Annotated in this window: 17 protein-coding genes; 9 read left to right on the top strand and 8 right to left on the bottom strand. The window is 62.0% G+C overall.

All coding sequences use genetic code 11. The features are described from left to right. Positions 1–89: 89 nt before the first annotated feature. From ACZ2IA_RS02380 to ACZ2IA_RS02390, 3 genes are read right to left on the bottom strand one after another with little or no spacing between them, the layout of a single operon-like run. Entirely contained in the window at positions 90–1415 is a 1326-nt protein-coding gene (locus ACZ2IA_RS02380) for a tetratricopeptide repeat protein (protein WP_470290963.1), read from the bottom strand. Beyond that, on the bottom strand, positions 1412–3115 hold the full coding sequence (locus tag ACZ2IA_RS02385) for a FecR family protein (RefSeq protein WP_470290964.1): 1704 nt from the start codon (positions 3113–3115) through the stop codon (positions 1412–1414). Before ACZ2IA_RS02385 ends, ACZ2IA_RS02380 begins: the two co-directional genes overlap by 4 nt. After that, positions 3099–3938 carry a DUF6502 family protein gene (locus tag ACZ2IA_RS02390; RefSeq protein WP_470290965.1) on the bottom strand — a complete coding sequence of 280 codons (840 nt, stop codon included), beginning with the start codon at positions 3936–3938 and terminating at the stop codon, positions 3099–3101. The genes ACZ2IA_RS02385 and ACZ2IA_RS02390 overlap by 17 nt, the downstream gene beginning before the upstream one ends. A gap of 138 nt (positions 3939–4076) precedes the next feature. On the opposite strand from ACZ2IA_RS02390, the gene ACZ2IA_RS02395 reads away from it, so the two are divergent. Then, positions 4077–4982 (top strand): VirK/YbjX family protein, encoded by a 906-nt coding sequence (locus tag ACZ2IA_RS02395; RefSeq protein ID WP_470290966.1) that lies wholly within the window; start codon positions 4077–4079, stop codon positions 4980–4982. 299 nt (positions 4983–5281) lie between these two features. Beyond that, positions 5282–5872 (top strand): hypothetical protein, encoded by a 591-nt coding sequence (locus tag ACZ2IA_RS02400; RefSeq protein ID WP_470290967.1) that lies wholly within the window; start codon positions 5282–5284, stop codon positions 5870–5872. A 195-nt stretch (positions 5873–6067) separates the two neighbouring features. Here ACZ2IA_RS02400 and ACZ2IA_RS02405 read toward each other — a convergent pair whose 3' ends face one another. The 4 genes from ACZ2IA_RS02405 to antA all read right to left on the bottom strand — a co-directional run bounded on the left by ACZ2IA_RS02405 (position 6068) and on the right by antA (position 10157). Further along, positions 6068–7078: an AraC family transcriptional regulator gene (locus ACZ2IA_RS02405; protein ID WP_470290968.1), complete on the bottom strand. Its 1011-nt coding sequence runs from the start codon at positions 7076–7078 to the stop codon at positions 6068–6070. Between the two features lie 156 nt (positions 7079–7234). Continuing rightward, positions 7235–8260 (bottom strand): anthranilate 1,2-dioxygenase electron transfer component AntC, encoded by a 1026-nt coding sequence (antC, locus tag ACZ2IA_RS02410; RefSeq protein WP_470290969.1) that lies wholly within the window; start codon positions 8258–8260, stop codon positions 7235–7237. A gap of 16 nt (positions 8261–8276) precedes the next feature. Then, positions 8277–8765, bottom strand: a complete 489-nt coding sequence (gene antB / locus ACZ2IA_RS02415) for an anthranilate 1,2-dioxygenase small subunit (RefSeq protein WP_470290970.1) — start codon at positions 8763–8765, stop codon at positions 8277–8279. Between the two features lie 3 nt (positions 8766–8768). Further along, positions 8769–10157, bottom strand: a complete 1389-nt coding sequence (antA, locus tag ACZ2IA_RS02420; protein WP_470290971.1) for an anthranilate 1,2-dioxygenase large subunit — start codon at positions 10155–10157, stop codon at positions 8769–8771. Between the two features lie 476 nt (positions 10158–10633). On the opposite strand from antA, the gene ACZ2IA_RS02425 reads away from it, so the two are divergent. The 4 genes from ACZ2IA_RS02425 to ACZ2IA_RS02440 all read left to right on the top strand — a co-directional run bounded on the left by ACZ2IA_RS02425 (position 10634) and on the right by ACZ2IA_RS02440 (position 14553). Next, positions 10634–11740: a muconate/chloromuconate family cycloisomerase gene (locus ACZ2IA_RS02425; protein ID WP_470290972.1), complete on the top strand. Its 1107-nt coding sequence runs from the start codon at positions 10634–10636 to the stop codon at positions 11738–11740. 140 nt (positions 11741–11880) lie between these two features. Further along, a complete protein-coding gene (catC, locus tag ACZ2IA_RS02430) occupies positions 11881–12171 on the top strand; it encodes a muconolactone Delta-isomerase (RefSeq protein WP_470290973.1) in 291 nt (96 codons plus the stop codon). 96 nt (positions 12172–12267) lie between these two features. Next, complete coding sequence (gene catA, locus ACZ2IA_RS02435) at positions 12268–13188, top strand: catechol 1,2-dioxygenase (protein ID WP_470290974.1); 921 nt, start codon at positions 12268–12270, stop codon at positions 13186–13188. Between the two features lie 255 nt (positions 13189–13443). Then, complete coding sequence (locus tag ACZ2IA_RS02440; RefSeq protein WP_470290975.1) at positions 13444–14553, top strand: methyl-accepting chemotaxis protein; 1110 nt, start codon at positions 13444–13446, stop codon at positions 14551–14553. A 145-nt stretch (positions 14554–14698) separates the two neighbouring features. Here ACZ2IA_RS02440 and ACZ2IA_RS02445 read toward each other — a convergent pair whose 3' ends face one another. Then, the gene (locus tag ACZ2IA_RS02445) at positions 14699–15172 is read right to left on the bottom strand and encodes an Lrp/AsnC family transcriptional regulator (protein ID WP_470290976.1); all 474 of its coding nucleotides are present in this window, start codon (positions 15170–15172) and stop codon (positions 14699–14701) included. 139 nt (positions 15173–15311) lie between these two features. Here ACZ2IA_RS02445 and kynB point away from each other — a divergent pair, with 139 nt between their 5' ends. Genes kynB through ACZ2IA_RS02460 form a run of 3 tightly spaced genes read left to right on the top strand, consistent with a single transcriptional unit; the run spans position 15312 to position 18660 of the window. Beyond that, positions 15312–15941 (top strand): arylformamidase, encoded by a 630-nt coding sequence (gene kynB / locus ACZ2IA_RS02450; protein WP_470290977.1) that lies wholly within the window; start codon positions 15312–15314, stop codon positions 15939–15941. A 25-nt stretch (positions 15942–15966) separates the two neighbouring features. After that, a complete protein-coding gene (kynU, locus tag ACZ2IA_RS02455; protein WP_470290978.1) occupies positions 15967–17217 on the top strand; it encodes a kynureninase in 1251 nt (416 codons plus the stop codon). Positions 17218–17265: 48 nt separating this feature from the next. Continuing rightward, the gene (locus tag ACZ2IA_RS02460) at positions 17266–18660 is read left to right on the top strand and encodes an amino acid permease (RefSeq protein WP_470290979.1); all 1395 of its coding nucleotides are present in this window, start codon (positions 17266–17268) and stop codon (positions 18658–18660) included. Positions 18661–18752 lie beyond the last annotated feature (92 nt).

Here is an 18752-nt window from a genome sequence, read left to right on the forward strand (position 1 = left end):
CGCTGGACGGACGAAAAAAAGCTTTTCAATTAGCGAAGCCGGGCTGGCCCGCCCACAGAAACCGATACCGTAGCTGTTAAGAGACTGGATCAACCGCCAAATGCATAACTCAGCGTCAGGCTGGTATCGGCACGATGATAGTCATAGAGAGAAATGTTGGCCCGCTGATGCGAAAGCGAAACCTGCCCGCGCACACTTAGCCCTTTGCTGACCGCCCAGGACACGCCACCGTTCCAACTGTCGAGTGTGTCGTGGCGATCGACCAGAAAAGCAGGGTTGGTACGGGTGTAACGGCTGTCGAGATGATCCAGCCAGGTGAACCATTCGATGGTGTTGGTAATCGGCCCGGTGGCGTAGAGACGGGCACCGATAACATTGCAGTCACCGTCGGCCCGTCTCACCGTCGCGGCATCATGCCCGGCCTGCAACATCCAACCGAACGTTTTTTGCCCAAGCGACACCGAGTTGCTGACCGATAGCGCGCGCTCGATGAAGCCATCTGGTGCCTGAGCGCCGCCGCTATAACGGTAGCGGGTGACGTCCAGAGCGAGCGTGGGCCAAAGCGGGGCCCCAGGCAAGAGGCGCCAGCTCAAGTTGCCGCCAATGCCATGCCTGATGCTTTCCTTGTGCTGCCAGAGCCGGCTGTCATGCGCACCGAGTGACCAGGCTCCCCAGCCGTTGGAATGGTCGAGCCTGGCGGCCAGTGTTTGTTCTTCGGAGGAGACCAGATGCAGATGATCATATTGCCTTCTGGTATCGGTCCCCGCCACCTGCATCGTCAGCGTCGGGGAGAGGGCCACGGCCACCTCGGCGTTGACGACTTCGCCCCAGTAACTATCACCACTCTGGCGCGAGTTGGGGCTCAAGGTGACAATGGCGCCATCCAGAGCGGGTACGGCAATGCTGCTATCAGACGTTGCCAGAGTGGCATTGCTGTCATGGCCACGGCTGCCTTCCACGGTCATTCGCCAATGAAAACGCTGAGCAAACGATCCGTCAGAGGCTGAACTCAGGGCGCCACGCGCGGCCAGGCTGGCCGCCAGCGCCGCTTCGCGATCCCCTAGCGACAGCCAACTCTGCGCCAGCGCATGCCAGCTGGCCTTGTCGTCTGGCGCCAGGGTGACGGCCCTCTCGAGCGGCATCAAGGCATCGGCAGGTCGGCCCGAAGCGAGCAGTGACTCACCGAGAACGCGATCGAAGCGAACATCGGCAGCGCAGTTGACTTCCTCAGCCTGGAGCTTATCGGCCACCGCGGCCACATTGCCCGCACGCCAGTCGTCGGCAACCGACTCGACCAGTGCCTTGCAATCAAACGCCTGCGCCCACTCACAATGAAGCGCAGCGAGCGGGGCCAGCAGTAACGCTGCCCCGGCTCTCTTGCGCAGCCTGTGATCCCGGTACCGCCACCAACTCATGGACGAGCAACCACGGCAGCACCTGCGACTGTCTGTCCGCTCGTCGTATGCAGTCCGAAGCTGGTAATGATGCCCTTGCCGGACTTGCCAATGATCACCCCGGCAGCCTGACCTGCTCCTGCTCCTGAGCCGCAGCCATCTCCTGTGCATTGCGTGTTCAGCGGCAAATTGCCCGCGCGGAAGTCACGCAACGTGGCCTGGCCGCTGAATTGCGCATTCCAGGTGCGCGACTGGCTGTCGGTTGCATTGAGCTGGTATGAGGTGATCCGGATCTGCGGGCCGAACTGCACACCAATGCTCAGCGCATTCACTTGCCCACCTATGCCGCCGGACTCATCGGTCAACATGGTTCCACCGACCAGTCGGCCGAATGTGGCCGTGCCGCTCAAGCTTTGCAGCACGCTCCGTGGCGTCAGCCCACTCTGGGCAAAAGCGAAATGATGATAGTCGATCGGACGAATCGTCCCTGTAACCGGGTCGACATCGTTGGCGTTACCGTACAGGCCCCACACCACGTTCACTCCATCGACCGTTGCATACTCCACGTCGTAAAGAAAGGCATCGTCCCCCGCCAGGAAATTGAAGCCGTTACGGCTGTCTGCGGCGGCAAAAGGCACACCCCAATCGGGGTCCACCAAAATGACCGAGCCGTTGCGGCGATTGCTGGCCACCCCACCGATGCGGGTGGCGTTGTTGTCGAGGTCGTGGCTAGCCCCCACATATGCAGATCCCTCGGGAGCCTCCGGCGTCAAATCGAAATTCTGCGTAATGACCTGCAGTGGTTTGAGGTAGACCGGAGCCGCCGGCTCCGCCTCGTCGATCCTGCTTTTCGCACTCTGCGCCTGGTTGTACGAGTCGTACGCTGAGGACAGCGTGGCCGGCTGAGCCAGCTTGGCTGGCAGCCTCTCCAGCCTGCGCGGCGGGGCATCTTTTGTTGCGACAAAGCCGGCTTGGCTCGGCAAAAGCTCCAGCGAACTGCCGGCACTGCGCAGCACGGTCTTGCCGGCAAGCACGCGGTTATAGGTGCCGGCCGGCACGCCAGGCACCGCGTTCGGCACGTGGAACACCTCGTGCATAGTGCCGCGTACACCGATCTCGGCCAGCGGGGTATGCAGCGCATAGAGTTCCTTGTGCACATGGCCGATCTCGCCGGTCACGGCACGCACACTGCCCCAGGCGAGCGAGGCTGAGAACCTCTCACTGCCGTCCATCTGGGCCGGCATGGTGAACGTATCGAGGCTCAGTCGGCTTTGCGCCCTCACCTCGAGCTGTCCGCTATCGGCCATATTGAGTTGCACCAGGCTGGCGACCTGGGTATCGATGCTATCCCCTTCGCACACCGGGCTACCTTGTGCCAGTTCCCGCTTATGGCCATCGCTACGTTCGGCAACCGCATTACCGTGGACGAACAGCACATGTCCGGCCAAGGGCACTCTCAGCGGCATGCCGGTACCGCCGATCCCTCCGTTGCCGTTGGAGGCCAGCATCGTGGGCTTGGCGCTGCCGGCAGGAGCGCCAGTGCCACCGACCCCCCCCTGGCCAGGCTCCTGTGACACCTGGTGGCTAACCGGATCGATGACACACATCGGCGCCGCTTGCGTAACCGATCCTGCCATGGCCAGCAGCAACACGAACACGCCTCGAGGCAGGCCCCCGACAACACGCATGGCGAGGCCCTTTGCCTTATTGGTCGGGGTCATCGGATGCCGCCTCATGGTAGAAATACACGCCAAAATTGAAGCGTTCGGTGGAGGCTCCATCCTCACTGTTGGAGTCGATCATGGCGCGGGCCTGCCGGTTGACCTCCAACAATGCATCCATTGCGCGCCGTTCGGCCAAGGCACGCAGTTTGGCGACCTGTTCGGGTTTTAAGCCGTCGTAGAACACGCAGCGTTCCATGAAGGGCGAAGGGGACTCACGCAGGTTGGCCGAAATCGCCGCTACATGGTCATGCACGTTGCGGCCGAAGAATTCCAGCTTATCGGCCAGATTCTCGGCCGGCACCACCGCATGGGGCGCCAGATGCACACGGTCTTCCTCATCCAGCCTCACCACCCCGGAACGCAGCCACTCATCCAACAAAGAACGTGGGCGGATGTCTTTGCTCACCGACTCGACTAACGATTCGAACGAATGCTCGCCGCCCTCTCGCGAGAAACGGGGCAAGACCAGCGGCTCATTCTGCTCGTCCAGATAGCGCGCATCCCCAGTCCACAGCCCCAGCACCTGCGCCGCCAACGGCACTTCCAACGCCAGCCTTTCTTGATCGACACCGTCGCGCAGCCGCTTGACGTCTTTGCGGTGCACACAGGTGAGCAGGCTCAGGCGGCTGTCGGTCTGCTCCTTGCCCTGCAGCTTGAAATGCCGGTCGGCCACGCGGACATAGGTGGCCTTGAGCAATTCGATCAGGGATGGAAAGCCCACCCCATGGTCGAGCAGAAGTCGCACCAAGGGCTGGAGCACGTGTTCGACCGTGGCGATGAAGCGCCGGTCGGTCGTTTGAGGCGAAGAAGAATCGGGCATGCGAGTCAGTAAGGGCCTTGCGCTTCGGTAGTTTCGGCAGATTTTAGCATGAATGGTTGACGTGGGATATTTTCCCACATAAGAATGAATACTGTTAGTGGGATTTTTTTCCCACACATTTATTCGAAAGATGACGACATGCTGAGCACACTCTTGGAAGCAACCCACTGCTACGCCGAGCCGGACCGCGGCAAGAGCCTGCTGCACCGGGCCAAGTTTCTGCTGCGTGCATTGGCGCAATGGCCCTATTCCCATCGCTGGTTTCGCTATCTCAGCGAACAGTCGGAACTGGCAGCGGTCCTGCCGCGACAGCCGCAATGGCTGCACAAGCTGCAGCGTCCCTACCTGTGTCTGGGGCTGAGCACCGAGGCCAAACTGCAGCTATTGCGCCAGCACTACGAGCTGTTCCTGACCAGCCTGCCGGGCAATCTGCGTGCTCGCCTACTGGCTGAGCGTTCGCTAGTCGTGGCATTAGTCGAGGGCAAAAGCGGTGCCAACTACCGCATAGAACTGTCGTTGACGCACACGATGGACAAGGAGGGTGAGCTGATGCTCACGCTGGTGCCCGATGCCATGCAGGAACGTCTGGTCACGCTGGCCTTTTCCTTCGGCGTTGACGCCCATGGTTCCAGCCAGATTCTGCTGGGTTGTTTGCAAGGCCCGAGCACCGGCGGCGGGCTCGAACGCTTTCGTGAAGTCACCAAGGATCTGCACGGCCTCATGCCCAAGGTGCTCATGGTCAAGACCCTATGCATGCTGGCCAGGCTGATGGGGATTCAGCGTGTGCTGGCGGTCAGCAATAACGGTCATGTTCACAACAGCCGCCTACACCGCTACCAACGGATTAACTCCGATTACGATGCACTATGGCACTCACTCGGCGGCACACCATTCAGTCAACACTTTTATCTGGTAAACACTACACTGCCAGAGCGCCAATTATCTGAAGTAGCCTCCAACAAACGTGCTCAATATCAGCGACGCCAGGTCCTTGAATTGAACATTCAGAGACAGTTCGCTGCATATTGGCACGACAGCCAATAAATCACCTATTAAACGTTGAAGAATAACAAACGCCTTGGTCGATGGATCTCGGCATGTCGTTAGCATGTGTTAATCGTCGCTTGTTTGTACGTTGATTCATCTTACTAAAGACGTAACTTTCAGCCATTAGCTGCACTTGGCTCTTATTTCTTTCAGCATGCCGTCGTTATGGCTAGAGCGACCCCATATCAGCAGTTAACAGATAATCAATAAACACTCTTCTTACCATTAAACCCACAGGAAAACCGATCTTTGAGATGCCTGTGCCGCCTGCAGTGCGAGATCTCATTGATCAAGCCTTGAACGTCACCCTAGAGGAAGCATATGCGCATCGGAAAATCGGCCCGGTAGGCAAGTGCCACGACTACGCAATTGTTGGCGCACGGGTGTTGAGCCTGCTGCTGAACCACCCCTACACCGCCGTTGCAGGTGGCGAAATCATCGATTGCGGTGATGGCATGTTTGCCATGATTTGCCCCAGCAGGACATTACGCCGCAAGGCGCGGCACTTGTCGGAAATGTCCCAATTCCATTGCTGGATTCAAGCCACCTATACGACAGCTGACAAACAACGTATTGAAATCGTAGACTTTACAGTGAGACACGATGGGGAGTTTGCCAAAGCCCTGAATATTGGATTTACACGACATATTACTGAAAACTATCTGTGGGATTGGAGTGACGTAATCAACAGCCGGACCCCTGCCGCCCTTCGCGATCACCCCTCTATGCGCGGATTGAAAAAGGGGGTGATGTGGGTGGACCGTGCTTGCACGCGTCTGCTGCACGACCTCGAACGTGAAAGCGACGCGTACTTCAGTAATTTGACATCCCGCGTACTGAACCGGGTGGCGGACAATCTTGAGCTATTGCGCTCAACAGAGGGATGAAATAAATGACTTTTTGGTGTTCGCTGACTTTAGAGGAATACCAAGGGGGGTGCAATAGGCTTGCCGGATGAAAAGAAAATCAGGCATTCACTGGTGGAATTGAATACCAGATGAAAACCCTTGTCGCCTTGATTGATAGTTGACAGCAAAAATACTGAGCCTTTGAAAGCACGACTCCTGAGATTGAGAGCCGTGCTAACGTCGCGCCACGCGGCTCAAGGTCTGTGAGGGCATTTCGTCGAACAGCTTCTTGTAGTCCGAGGAGAAGCGCCCGAGATGGGTGAACCCCCAGCTCATGGCAATGGCGGAGATATTGCGCTCGGAATGATCGGCCAACAGGTCTCGCCGTACTGCCTCCAAGCGGTATTTCTTCAGATAGGCCATCGGTGACAGGCCGCAATAGCGCTTGAAGGCCTCGAACAGCTTGAAGCGGCTGACGCCGGCTTCCCTTTCGATGTCCTCCAGGCAGAGATCCTCCCGGGCGTTGTCATGGATGTACTGCTTGGCACGCAGCAGATAATGCGGATACACCGGGCTGAGCACGTTGGCGAGCTCTGCCGAGTAGTTGTGCGGCTGGGACAACAGCAAGCCCTTGAGCAGCACATGCTCCAGATCGCTCGCCATGAACGGGCTGCCGAACACCTGTCCGGTGCGCTCCAGTTCTCCCAGCAAGAACTTGACCATGCGCCACCAGGCCGCCCGATCGCCGGTGACCGCGTCAATCTCGGGCTGAAAGGACAGCGGGACATCCATCGGCCGTTGCAGCAAGCCCTCCAGTACCTGGCGCAGCGCCGGCCGGGGAATGGCGACGATGATCTTGCGGCAGTTTCCCGCGATGGTGAGTGCCTGGGTTTCGTGGGGAGAGACGATCACCCCCCGGTCCTGGTCGGACAGGAACAGCTGCCCGCGCGCCGACAGCTCTTGCTGCCCCACGACCGGCAGACTGATGCTGTAGCAGTTGAGCGGCGCATCGTCGTGAACGCTGACCGTCACGTCGGTGCCGTACTCGACGTAGCCGAGCGTGGTCGCCATCGAGCGCAGCACGCTGCCCGAGTGATGAAACTGCAGGCGCTGCGGCGAGCGTACTTCGAGCCAGTGCGGTCCGCAGATGGAGGCCATCCAGGCGCGCGCCCCGTCCAGGTCGTGAAGCAGCGCATGGATGTCACGCCCCTCGTTGTCCGCTTGTGTTTGCATCGTTCCACTCATGGCCATCTCCACCCTATGGTCAGCATAGGGAAACCCGGCGGGAAATCACAGACTGCCCGACTCCCGCACCGACATGGCCAATCGGGCCGTGGTGAAACCGCTCCATTGCCCCAACGAGCTGTCGGACCGTAGCCTCGGCGGGACCACGGCCAAAGCCTATCGGTTGCTGTCGCTGAATTTCTCGTAGAACAGGCGGGAGCCGTCGATATGCTGTTCGGCCAACCACTGCTTGACGGCCTCGACCATCGGCGGCGGCCCGCACAGATACATATCGAACGGGTTCGCTTCGAGAAAGCGGCGGTCCAGATGCTCGGGGATCAGCCCGGTCTTGCCCTGCCATTCCGGCGATGGATTCATCACCACGATATCGGCGCTGAAATCCGTGATGCGCTCGGTGTAGGCCGCCAGGCGTTCCAGTTCGCACAGGTCGCGCGCATTGCTCACCCCGTAGTACAGCCGCACCGGCTGACCGCAACCGCCCTGTTCGGCCAACTCGTCGAGCATGCCGAGGAAGGCCGACAGCCCGGTGCCGCCCGCGACCATTATCAATGGACGCTCGACCTGACGCAGGTAGAACGCGCCGAGCGGCGCTTCGAATGCGATGGTCTGCCCCGGCTGGCAACGCTCGCGAATGTAGTTGCTCATCATGCCGTCGGGCAGCAGCCGGATCAGAAACTGCAGCTGGTTTTGCTCGTTGGGGCGGTTGGCGAACGAGTACGACCGCCACGCCGGGGTGTCCGGCACCTGCAGCCGGGCGTATTGGCCGGGCAGGAAATCCAACCGGCGCGAGTGGGCGCTGGCATCCAGATGCAGGATCGCGGTGGTTTCGGACACCTGCTGCACCCCGGTGACGTTGGCCGAAACCAGGCTGGTGCCGCCGGCGTGGCACAGGCTGGAGTCGAAGTCGAAGTAGAACGAGGCATCCGACTGCACGCGCGTCTGACAGGACAGCATCTTGCGCTGCAACAGATCTTCGGCCGACAGGGTTTCCTCATCGACATAATCCTGGCTGTAGCTGCCCGATTCGCAGCGTCCCTGACAGGTGCCGCACACCCCCTCGCGGCAATCGAGCGGGATGTTCACCCCGCTGCGCAACGCCGCATCGAGCAGCAGCTCGTTCGGCCGGACATCGAAGAACAGCGTCTTGCCATCGGCAAAACTGAAGGCGACTTTGTGGCTCATGGAACGGGCCTCCCGCTTACAGATGGTAGAAATCCAGCACCGAATTGATGGTGTCGTTGAGCAACAGCACGTGCTTCCTGGTGATCTTCCAGCTGTCGCCGTCACAGCGCAGCCGATAGGTGACCCGGCCGAAGAAATGCTCGGATACGCCATGGCGGGTGTAGTGGGTCACCCAGTTGGCCTTGACCTCCAGCTGGCCGCCCGGCTGTTCGGCGATGCGCACATTGCTGATCTGGTGCAAGGTGCGCGGTAGCGGTGTCGAGGCGGCCGACTTGCCGGTGCGCAGGCGGAACACCCGGTCTTCCAGTCCTGAGCGGTTGGTGTAATAGATCAGCGACATGCCGCGCTTGGGGTCGGTGGTGTACTCGTGTTCGGACTCCCACTGCGGGACATGGAACTCGCTCTCTTCATCGAACAGGGCGAGGTAGGCGTCCCAATCCTGGGCATCGCACAGCTCGGCCTTGCGATAGAGAAACTGCTCGACGGAATGTTGTGTGTGGCTCATGGCTTAACCCTCTTTCGCGCTGTTGGCTTTGTGTAGCAGGCCCTTGAGCAGGAAGTCGCGCCAGGCGCCATGCTGGTTGACGTACAGGCCCTCGTGGGTCAGTTCGGTGCCGGTCAGCACCGGCTGGATGCCCAAGAGCTCGCTGTTCGGCGTCTCGCCCTCCACCCACTTGTGGTTACCGCGCGAGATGTCGTTCCAGCGCTCCAGCCGCGCCTGGAAGCCGCGCTGCGCTTCGCGGAATTCGACCAGGTCGTCCGGGGTGCCCATGCCGGACACGTTGAAGAAGTCCTCGAACTGGCGGATGCGGTTTTCGCGGTCCTGGTCCGACTCGCCCTTCACGCCGATGCACTGGCTGGTGATCTCGGTCTTGTTCCAGGCCACCGGACGCACGATGCGCAACTGCGAGCTGATCTGGTCCATGAAGAACAGGCTGGGGTAGATATTGAGGTTGCGCAGGCGGTGCATCATCCACTCGGCCTTCGCTTGGCCGTGAGCTTCGACCAGGCGCGGCATCACGCTGGCGTAGCCGGGACGCACGCCCGGGTTGGGCATGTCACTGAACAGCACGCTGTGGCCGTTCTGGAACGAGAACCAGCCGTCGTCGGTTTCCGCATCACCGGCGCCGAGCTTGCTGTAGTCGAGCGTGCCGCTGCCGGCCTCGCCCTTCTGCGCATTGGATTCCTGGCGGTGCTGCACGGTGGCGACATAGTTGTAGTGCACGGTGCTGACGTGGTAGCCGTCCAGACCGTTCTCGTTCTGCAGCTTCCAGTTGCCTTCGTAGCTGTAGGTCGACTTGCCGGGTAGCACTTCCAGCTCGCCGGTCGGCGACTGGGCCACCATCATGTCGAAGAAAATGCGCGCATCACCCAAATAATCTTCCAGCGAGTCGCGGCCATTGACATCTAGGCTGATGAACACGAAGCCCTTATAGCTGGCGATGCGCGCCTTTTCCAGGCCGCGGGTGGCCTTGTCGAAGTCTTCGCAGTACTCGCCCGGCGCCTTGACCTTCACCAGGCGGCCGTCGTTCTTGTAGCACCAGGCATGGAACGGACAGGTGAAGGTGGACTGGTTACCCTTGCTCATCCGCGTCAGCGTGGCGCCACGGTGCTGACAGGCATTGATCAGCGCGTTCAGTTCACCGTTGCCGTCGCGGGTGATGATCATCGGCTGACGGCCGGCGCGAAGCGTGATGAAGTCGTGCGGGTTGGCGATCTCGCTTTCGTGACAGGCGTAGATCCAGTTCTTCTCGAAGATGAACTCCATCTCCAGTTCGAACAGCTCCGGCTCGGTGAACATATCGCGGGCGATCCGGTAGACGCCTTCCGCCGGACGGAAGTCCAGGCAGCCGCTGACGAAGTCTTGCCATTCAGAAATAGTTTTTGTCGTGCTCACGATGGTTTCTCCTCCTGCCTTGTGACGGCTTCGCGATGGATCGAATGGTCCAAGGCGATTGAATACTGGAAGCGAAACGCGAGCTATCCGACTACTTGCCAATCGTTATCCGTTTTTTTGGCTTAACTTTCCTCGGTAGTTCTTCCGTTCGGCCAACCTTGCGCCTACCTCTTCCCAACTAGCTTCGCCGCGGTCGAACCGCTTGCCACGCCCGCGCTCTGCCGACGTGACGCCCGCCTCGTTCGTCCTGCCGCAGCGCAAGCTTTCTTAAAGGCTGGCCCGCCCGCTCGCTTCGCCCCCTCCACCGGAAAAAGCGGATAGCAAATCCCAAGTAGCCGGATAGCCCGCAGACGGCCACAGGTATTCAATCGGTTTCGTCAACCACGGCAATGTCGCCGGCGGGTCAGGTTCGAGCCTAGTGTTCGCCGATGCCCCGGTCGTCATTGCGACAACCCCAGCAAGGATGCTGCACCGTCATGATCAGATCCATCGAAACCATCCTGGCCGATGTCCCCACCATCCGCCCGCACAAACTGTCTGTCGCCACCATGAATACCCAGACCCTGGTGCTGGTACGGGTGCTGTGCGAAGACGGCATCGAGGGCTGGGGCGAAGCCACTACCATCGGCGGTCTCAACTACGGCGAAGAGAGCCCGGAGAGCATCAAGGTCAACATCGACACCCACATCGCGCCGCTGCTGATCGGCATGGATGCGCACAATGTGGCGGCGGCGATGGCCAAGCTGCGCAAGACCATCCAGGGCAACCGCTTCGCCAAGTGCGCACTGGAAACCGCTCTGCTCGACGCGCAGGCGCGCCGCCTGAACATTCCGCTATCCGAGCTGTTGGGCGGACGGCTGCGCGACGCGCTGCCGGTGGCGTGGACGCTGGCCAGCGGCGACACCGCCCGCGACATCGCCGAGGCCGAGAAGATGCTGGAGCTGCGCCGTCACCGCATCTTCAAGCTGAAAATTGGCCTGCGCCCGGTGGCCGAGGACGTGGCGCACGTACTGGCGATCAAGAAGGCGCTCGGCGACGCGGTGAGCGTACGGGTGGATGTGAACCAGGCCTGGAGCGAGCTCGAAGCAGTCAACGGCATCGCGGCGCTCGAGGCCGGCGGCATCGACCTGATCGAGCAGCCGGTGCGCACCGAGAACAAGGCCGGCCTCGCCCGCCTGGCCGCCCGCTTTGCCGTGCCGATGATGGCCGACGAGGTGCTGCACGGTCCGCTCGACGCCTTCGAACTGGCCCGCGACGCCGGCGCCGACGTGTTCGCGGTGAAGATCGCCCAGTCCGGCGGACTGGTGCCGGCCATGCAGGTCGCCGCCATCGCCCAGCTGGCCGGCATCGGCCTCTACGGCGGCACGATGCTGGAAGGCGCGGTCGGCACGGCCGCGTCCGCCCATGCGTTCTCCACCTTCGGCGACTTGAGCTTCGGCACCGAGCTGTTCGGCCCGCTGCTGTTGACCGAGGAAATCCTGGCCGAACCGCTCGTCTACCACGACTTCATGCTGCAAGTGCCTACCGACCCCGGCCTGGGTGTCCAGATCGACCGCGACAAGCTGGCCGCCCTGCGCCGCTAAGCGCCGTTAACAAACCCCTCCCGGCGTTGTTGCGCTGCCTTGCCGTACTCCTCGTACTGTCTGCGGCAGCGCGCCTAGCCGGGACCGCTTCGCTGGGTTTTGTTAGCGGCTCTACCCCCAACCCGTAAAGGAGTCCCACCATGTTGTTCCACGTCAGAATGGATGTGCAGCTGCCGCCATCGATGCCGGCCGACCAGGCCGCCGAACTGAAAGCCACCGAGAAAGCCCAGTCCCAAGCGCTGCAAGCGCAGGGCAAGTGGCGACACCTGTGGCGCATCGGCGGCCAGTATTCGAACGTCAGCATCTTCGACGTCGACAGCGTGGACGAGCTGCACATGCTCGTCTCCACCCTGCCCTTGTTCCCGTACATGAAAATCGAGGTGCTGCCCCTGTGCCGCCACCCGTCTTCGATCCGGGACGACGACCGCTGATTTTCTGCTTCACCCACCCCGCAGTAATCGCGCAAACCGCTGCCACAAGACAGCGCGGCGCATCCATAGCGACAAGCACAGAGAAGGAATAGAGACATGACCCACGCTGAAATCGACGCCCTGGTAAAGAGCTTCCTCGTCGACACCGCCACCGGCGAAGCGAACCCGCGCGTGCAACAGGTGGTGGTGCGCCTGGTCGGCGACCTGTTCAAGGCCATCGAAGACCTGGACTTGCAGCCGAGCGAAATCTGGAAGGGCCTGGAGTATCTCGCCGAAGCCGGCGCCAGCCACGAGTTGGGCCTGCTCGCCCCGGGCATTGGTCTGGAACGCTTCATCGACATCCGTGCCGACGAGGCGGAAGCCAAGGCAGGACTCAGCGGCGGCACCCCGCGCACCATCGAGGGCCCGCTCTATGTGGCCGGTGCGCCGGAGAGCGCAGGCTTCGCCCGCCTCGACGACGGTAGCGAGAGCGACGAGGCCGAGGTGCTGTTCATGCAGGGCACCGTCTACGACGTCGACGGCCAGCCGCTGCCGGGAGCCCGCGTCGAGGTGTGGCACGCCAACCTCTTGGGCAACTACTCATTCTTCGACAAGAGCCAGCCGGCGTTCAACCTGCGTCGCACCATCGTCACCGATAGCCACGGCCGCTACCAATTCCGCAGCATCGTGCCGATGGGCTACGGCTGTCCGCCGGAGGGCACCACCCAGCGCCTGCTGACCCTGCTCGGCCGTCACGGCCGCCGCCCGGCGCACATCCACTTCTTCGTGTCGGCCGCAGGCCACCGCAAGCTGACCACCCAGATCAACATCGACGGCGACGAATACCTGTGGGACGACTTCGCCTTCGCCAGCCGCGAAGGACTGGTACCGGCGGTCAAGCGCATCAGCGCACCGGCCGAACTGACCAAGCAGGGCGTGGACCAGCCGTTCGCCTCGATCGACTTCGATTTCCGCCTGTATGGAGACAACGTAGAGGCGCCCGCCGCTGAAGTCGAGCGTGCCCGCGCCAGCGCGTAATTCGTGAAACTAGGGTTGGCCGAAGGCGACGAGTGCTTTCGGCCAACCTTTTGTCCGCCCGGCGGGCCCCTACGGTCATCTGTCAGCCGGGCGCCAAAAAACGTTGCGCTGCATTAGGCAGCGCTTTGCCGTATCGAAAGCTTGAGCACTCGCTTGCATCACTTGCGAGCGGTTCCACTCTCATTCCAAGACCCCCATCCCCCTTTTCGAGGGCACTTTCCCGGCCCTGTTCACACCCACAATCAAGAAAAGAACATGAAACAACGACTCTTATGGTTCGGTGTTGTCTTCAATGTGTGCCTGCTGGCCCTGACCTTGCTGACGGGCATTGTGCTGACCGGTGATGCGATGCTGCGTTGGCTGCTGATTGCTGCAGCATTGATGACCGTGTGTCTCACCTCGCTCTGTTTAACTCGCGAGCGCGCCGTGCTCGGCCTGTCGCGACACGACTATCGACTGTGTCGGCAACGGCTTCGCGACGGCAACGCGGCAGGCGCCGCGGCGATGCTGAAATCGGCGGCCTTGGGCAGCGCGCTAGCGTTCGCCGACCAGTTGCAGACGGCGCAGCAAGCCGAATGGCAGGCGGCGCAGCTTATACCGTCCGCCAAGCCGGTCTCCGATCCGGAAACGTCACTACCCGCCATCAGGCAAGGGCTTGATCGGCAGCAAGCGGCGGCCCAAGCCATCGGCGACAAGTTTGTGCAATTTCATGCTCTGATCGAACAGACCAACCACGATATGGCGCGGTCGCGCCTGGTGGCCCAAGCCGCGATGGCGCTGGTCAATGCCAGCTCGGCGGCGGTGTCGGAGGTCATCCAGCTGATCGATGCGCTCGCCACCTATACCCAAGACAGCGCGGCGGTATTTGACGAGCTCTCCGCACAAACCCAGCGGATCGGCAAGATCGTGGTGTCCATCCAGGACATCGCCAGCCAGACCAATCTGCTGGCGCTCAATGCCGCGATCGAAGCGGCCCGGGCCGGCGAGATGGGACGCGGCTTTGCGGTGGTCGCCGACGAGGTGCGCCAGCTGGCCGAACGTGCCAGTGTCTCCAGCAAGGAGATCGGCCTGATTGCCGAGGGGCCGAATGACACCGCGCACCACGCCGGCGCGGGCGTGGAGAAGGCCCGCGTCAACACCGAGGCAGGGCTGGCGCGCTCTCAGGAAGCGCAGACGGCAATGCAACAGATGCAGGAGACGGCCAGGCTGAGGGTGCAACTGGTGACCGGCATCGCCGAGGCGCTGCAGCAGCTGACCCATATCGGCGAGTCGCTGCGCACCGACGTGGCCGGTTTCAATCGTTATCTGCTCGACACGGCCCAGTTACTGGAGTCGGCGAAAGAATCGGAGCGTCAGACGTCCTGACCGTTAGCAGGCTTCCCTAAGCCCTGTCATCAACAGGCCAACGCCGTGCACCGACCGGCTTGGCCTGTTGCTCTTTCCGCAGCCCAGGCGCGAAGCCACCATCAAGGTTGGCCGAACGGGCGCCCTTCGGGGCGCCAACCCCGCTTCAGCGATCCTTCTCGATCGGCAACAGCCCGATCCGGTCCTTGATCTTCTTCATCACGATGTACGAGCAGATATCGCGCATGCCCTGGATCTTGTTCAGCTTCTCCACGATGAAGGCAGAGAACGTCGTCAGATTGTGGGTGCGCACGTGGAGGATGTAGTTGGTGGGGCCGCTGACCACATACGCAGCCGTCACCTCGTCGAACTGATCGATCTGCGCCTGAAAGCGCTCGTGCCAGTCCTCGCGCGAGCGATCCAGCGTGACATGCACCACCGCCTCCAGCTCGAACCCTAATTGCAAGGCGTCCAGCTCGGCCCGATAGCCCCTGATCAGCCCGTTCTCCTCCAGCGTGCGCACCCGCCGCAGGCAGGCGGAAGGCGACAGGGCCACCTTGTCGGCCAGGTCCTGATTGCTCAGGCGGCCGTTGTGTTGCAGCGCGGCAAGAATGCGCCAATCGATCGCGTCGACCTGCATCGCAGAATCCAATCAAAACCAAAGAGAAAAGTAAATATTCTGCGAAAAGTCAGCCATCGACAAGCCGAACTTGCAATTTTGGCGAGTGGGCCCGGTGCTAGGATAGTTTCAGTTTCCCGAGCGACCAGGAGCCTCGCCGATGCTGTACGACATCACCCCTCCACTGTGTCCCGACATGCCGGTCTGGCCCGGCGACACGCCCTTCGGCGCTGTCCGTACCTGGAGCCTGTCCGATGCCTGCCCGGTCAATGTGTCGCGCCTGAGCCTGTCGACCCACACCGGCGCACATGCCGATGCGCCGCTGCACTACCGGCCCGACGGCCTGGCCATCGGCGAGGTCGATCTCGCACCCTATCTCGGCCCCTGCCGCGTGGTGCATTGCCTGGACGCCGGTCCGGTGGTGACCCGCCAGTTACTGCAAGCGCACCTCCACGGGGCTCTGCTGCCGCCGCGCCTCCTGATCCGCACCTATCTGCGATTCCCGGTCCAGCGCTGGGACGACGACTTCACCGCGATTGCGCCCGAAGCGATCGACTGGCTCGGCGAACAGGGCGTGCGGCTGATCGGCGTCGACACGGCCTCGCTCGATCCGGTGAAGAGCAAGACCCTGGATGCCCACCATGCGGTGGCGCGGTATGGGATCGCCATTCTGGAAAACCTGCTGCTCGACGACGTGCCGGAAGGCGATTACGAGCTGATCGCCCTGCCGCTGAAGCTGATGGGGCTCGACGCCAGCCCGGTCCGGGCTGTGTTGCGAACCCTGTCCTAACCCTCTCACCCGAAGGAGAAATACCGTGCTCACAAGAGAAGACTGTCTACAAGCCGACTTGCGGGACCCGCTCGCCCCGCTAAAGCAGCAGTTCGAGCTGCCGGAGGGCGTCATCTACCTGGATGGCAACTCGCTGGGCGTCCTGCCCAAGACCGCCCGTGCCCGCAGCGCCGAAGTGATCGAACAGGAATGGGGAATCGGCCTGATCCGCAGCTGGAACACCGCCAACTGGTTCGAGTTGCCCGCGCGCCTGGGCAACAAGCTGGGCCGGCTGCTGGGCGCCCACGAGGACGAAGTGGTCATCACCGACACCACTTCGCTCAACCTGTTCAAGGCGCTGGCGGCGGCATTGCGGATCCAGCAGCAAGCCCGCCCGCAGCGCCGCGTGATCGTGTCCGAGCGCGACAACTTCCCGACCGATCTCTACATGATCCAGGGCATGATCGATTTCCTGCAGCAAGGCTACGAGCTGCGGCTGATCGACGAAGAGACCCCGCTCGAGCAGGCCCTCGACGAGGACGTCGCCGTGCTGCTGCTCTCACACGTCAATTACCGCACCGGCGCCATGTACGACATGGCCGCGACCACGGCTCTGGCCCACCAGTATGGCGTGCTGACGATCTGGGACCTGGCGCATGCCGCCGGCGCCGTGCCGGTCGACCTCAACGGTGCCGACGCCGACTTCGCCGTGGGTTGCACCTACAAGTACCTGAACGGTGGTCCGGGCTCACCGGCGTTCATCTGGGTATCGCGGCGTCATCAGGACCGGTTCTGGCAACCGCTGTCGGGCTGGTGGGGGCATCAGCGCCCGTTCGACATGGCCACCGACTACCAGCCGGCCACCGGCATCCGCCGCTATCTGTGCGGCACCCAGCCGATCCTGTCGATGTCACTGATCGAATGCGGCCTGGACGTGGCGCTCGAGGCCGATATGGCGGCGGTGCGCGCCAAATCGCTGGCGCTGACCGACCTGTTCATCGCGCTGGTCGAGCAGCGCTGCAAGGAGCACCCGTTAACGCTGGTGACGCCGCGCGACCATGCCCAGCGCGGCAGCCACGCCAGCTTCCGCCACCCGGAGGGCTTTGCGGTGATGCAGGCGCTGATCGCGCGCGGCGTGATCGGCGATTACCGCGAGCCTGAAGTGCTGCGCTTCGGCATCACGCCGCTCTACCTCGGCTACGCCGATGTCTGGGACGCGGTGGAGATCCTCAAAGACATTCTGGACAGCCGCAGCTGGGATCGCCCCGAGTTCAAGCAACGCACCTCGGTGACCTGAACGGACCACCCAGAACCATAAAAAAATACCTAGACAAAGGAGAAATAGATGAGCCATTCGAGAGGATTCGAAGAAATCGCCCAGCGCGAGCAGGGTCTGCACCGCCGCCTTACCTCCGGCCAGATGAGCATGATCGCCATCGGCGGTGCGATCGGCACCGGCCTGTTCCTGGGCAGCAGCTTCGCCATCGGTTTTGCCGGGCCGAGCGTGCTGATCAGTTATGCGATCGGCGGGCTGATCACCCTGCTGCTGATGGGCTGTCTCGCCGAAATGACGGTGGCGCACTCCACCTCGGGGTCGTTCGGCGCCTATGCCGAGTATTACCTCAGCCCGCTGGCGGGCTTCCTGGTCCGCTACGCCTACTGGTCGTGCATCGTGCTGGCCGTCGGCACCGAGGTGACGGCGGTGGCGGTCTACATGAAGTTCTGGTTCCCCACTGTGCCGTCCTGGCTGTGGATCGCCTCGTTCTCGGCCGTGCTGGTCGCGGTCAACGCCGCGAGCGTGAAGGCGTTCGGCACCGTCGAGTACTGGTTCTCGACGATCAAGGTGTTGGCCATCGTGGCGTTCATCATGCTGGGCGCCTACGTGGTCTTCGGTTCAGGCTCGCCGCAGTACGGTGTCCAGCACTACTGGGCGCACCAGGGCTTCTTCCCGCACGGGATCACGGGCATGTGGATGGCGGTGATTGTCTCCATCTTCAGCTACCTGAGCGTCGAGATGATCGCGGTGGCGGCCGGCGAGGCGGACGATCCTGAAAAAGCAGTGAAGCAGGCGTTTCGCGCCACGATGCTGCGGCTGGCGATTTTCTACCTGGTGACGCTGGCACTGATCCTGGCGATCGTGCCGTGGAGCCAGGCCGGGCAAAGCGGCAGCCCGTTCGTGAAGGTGATGGAGGTGCTGGGCATTCCGGGTGCGGCGGGGGTGATCAACTTCATCGTGCTGGTCGCGGCGCTGTCGGCGATGAACAGCCAGCTCTACATCACGACCCGCATGCTGTTCAGCCTGTCTCGCGCGGGCCATGCCCCGGCTAGCATGGGGCGCCTGACCCGCAGCGGCATTCCGCTGAACGCGCTGTTGATGTCGACGGGCGGCATCGCACTGGCCACCGTGCTGAATATCCTCTACCCGGAGCAGTCGTTCACCCTGATGATGGCTATCTCGATGTTCGGCGCCATCTTCACCTGGATGATGATCTTCGTCACCCACTACTTCTTCCGCCGCTTCCATGATCGGCAGGGGGGAGCGACGCTGTCGTTCCGCATGAAATACTTCCCGGTGACGACGCTGGCCGGTGCCCTGCTGATGCTGGCGATCCTCGTGACTACCGCGTTCACGGACGCGTTCAGAATGACGCTGGTGTTCGGCCTGCCGTTCCTCGTGGTGTTGACCGTGGTATACGGTCTGTTCTTCCGGAAGAGCCTGAGCGTCCAGCGCGCGGTGTAGTAGTACTAAGACCGGGCAAGGCACGGAGCGACGGGGCGACCCGTCGCTTTTTCTTTCCCGGTCTTATCGGGCTTATTGAGCAAATCAGACGA

The organism is Crenobacter sp. CS_VA4 (assembly GCF_055597485.1).

Excerpts from the sequence above, each read along its gene's own strand:
- catA (WP_470290974.1), top strand. The coding sequence starts at position 12,268 with ATGACCCACGCTGAAATCGACGCCCTGGTAAAGAGCTTCCTCGTCGAC.
- ACZ2IA_RS02440 (WP_470290975.1), top strand. The coding sequence starts at position 13,444 with ATGAAACAACGACTCTTATGGTTCGGTGTTGTCTTCAATGTGTGCCTG.
- antC (WP_470290969.1), bottom strand. The coding sequence starts at position 8,260 with ATGAGCCACAAAGTCGCCTTCAGTTTTGCCGATGGCAAGACGCTGTTC.
- catC (WP_470290973.1), top strand. The coding sequence starts at position 11,881 with ATGTTGTTCCACGTCAGAATGGATGTGCAGCTGCCGCCATCGATGCCG.
- antB (WP_470290970.1), bottom strand. The coding sequence starts at position 8,765 with ATGAGCCACACACAACATTCCGTCGAGCAGTTTCTCTATCGCAAGGCC.
- ACZ2IA_RS02425 (WP_470290972.1), top strand. The coding sequence starts at position 10,634 with ATGATCAGATCCATCGAAACCATCCTGGCCGATGTCCCCACCATCCGC.
- ACZ2IA_RS02385 (WP_470290964.1), bottom strand. The coding sequence starts at position 3,115 with ATGACCCCGACCAATAAGGCAAAGGGCCTCGCCATGCGTGTTGTCGGG.
- kynB (WP_470290977.1), top strand. The coding sequence starts at position 15,312 with ATGCTGTACGACATCACCCCTCCACTGTGTCCCGACATGCCGGTCTGG.
- ACZ2IA_RS02460 (WP_470290979.1), top strand. The coding sequence starts at position 17,266 with ATGAGCCATTCGAGAGGATTCGAAGAAATCGCCCAGCGCGAGCAGGGT.
- ACZ2IA_RS02445 (WP_470290976.1), bottom strand. The coding sequence starts at position 15,172 with ATGCAGGTCGACGCGATCGATTGGCGCATTCTTGCCGCGCTGCAACAC.
- ACZ2IA_RS02405 (WP_470290968.1), bottom strand. The coding sequence starts at position 7,078 with ATGAGTGGAACGATGCAAACACAAGCGGACAACGAGGGGCGTGACATC.
- ACZ2IA_RS02395 (WP_470290966.1), top strand. The coding sequence starts at position 4,077 with ATGCTGAGCACACTCTTGGAAGCAACCCACTGCTACGCCGAGCCGGAC.
- ACZ2IA_RS02380 (WP_470290963.1), bottom strand. The coding sequence starts at position 1,415 with ATGAGTTGGTGGCGGTACCGGGATCACAGGCTGCGCAAGAGAGCCGGG.
- ACZ2IA_RS02390 (WP_470290965.1), bottom strand. The coding sequence starts at position 3,938 with ATGCCCGATTCTTCTTCGCCTCAAACGACCGACCGGCGCTTCATCGCC.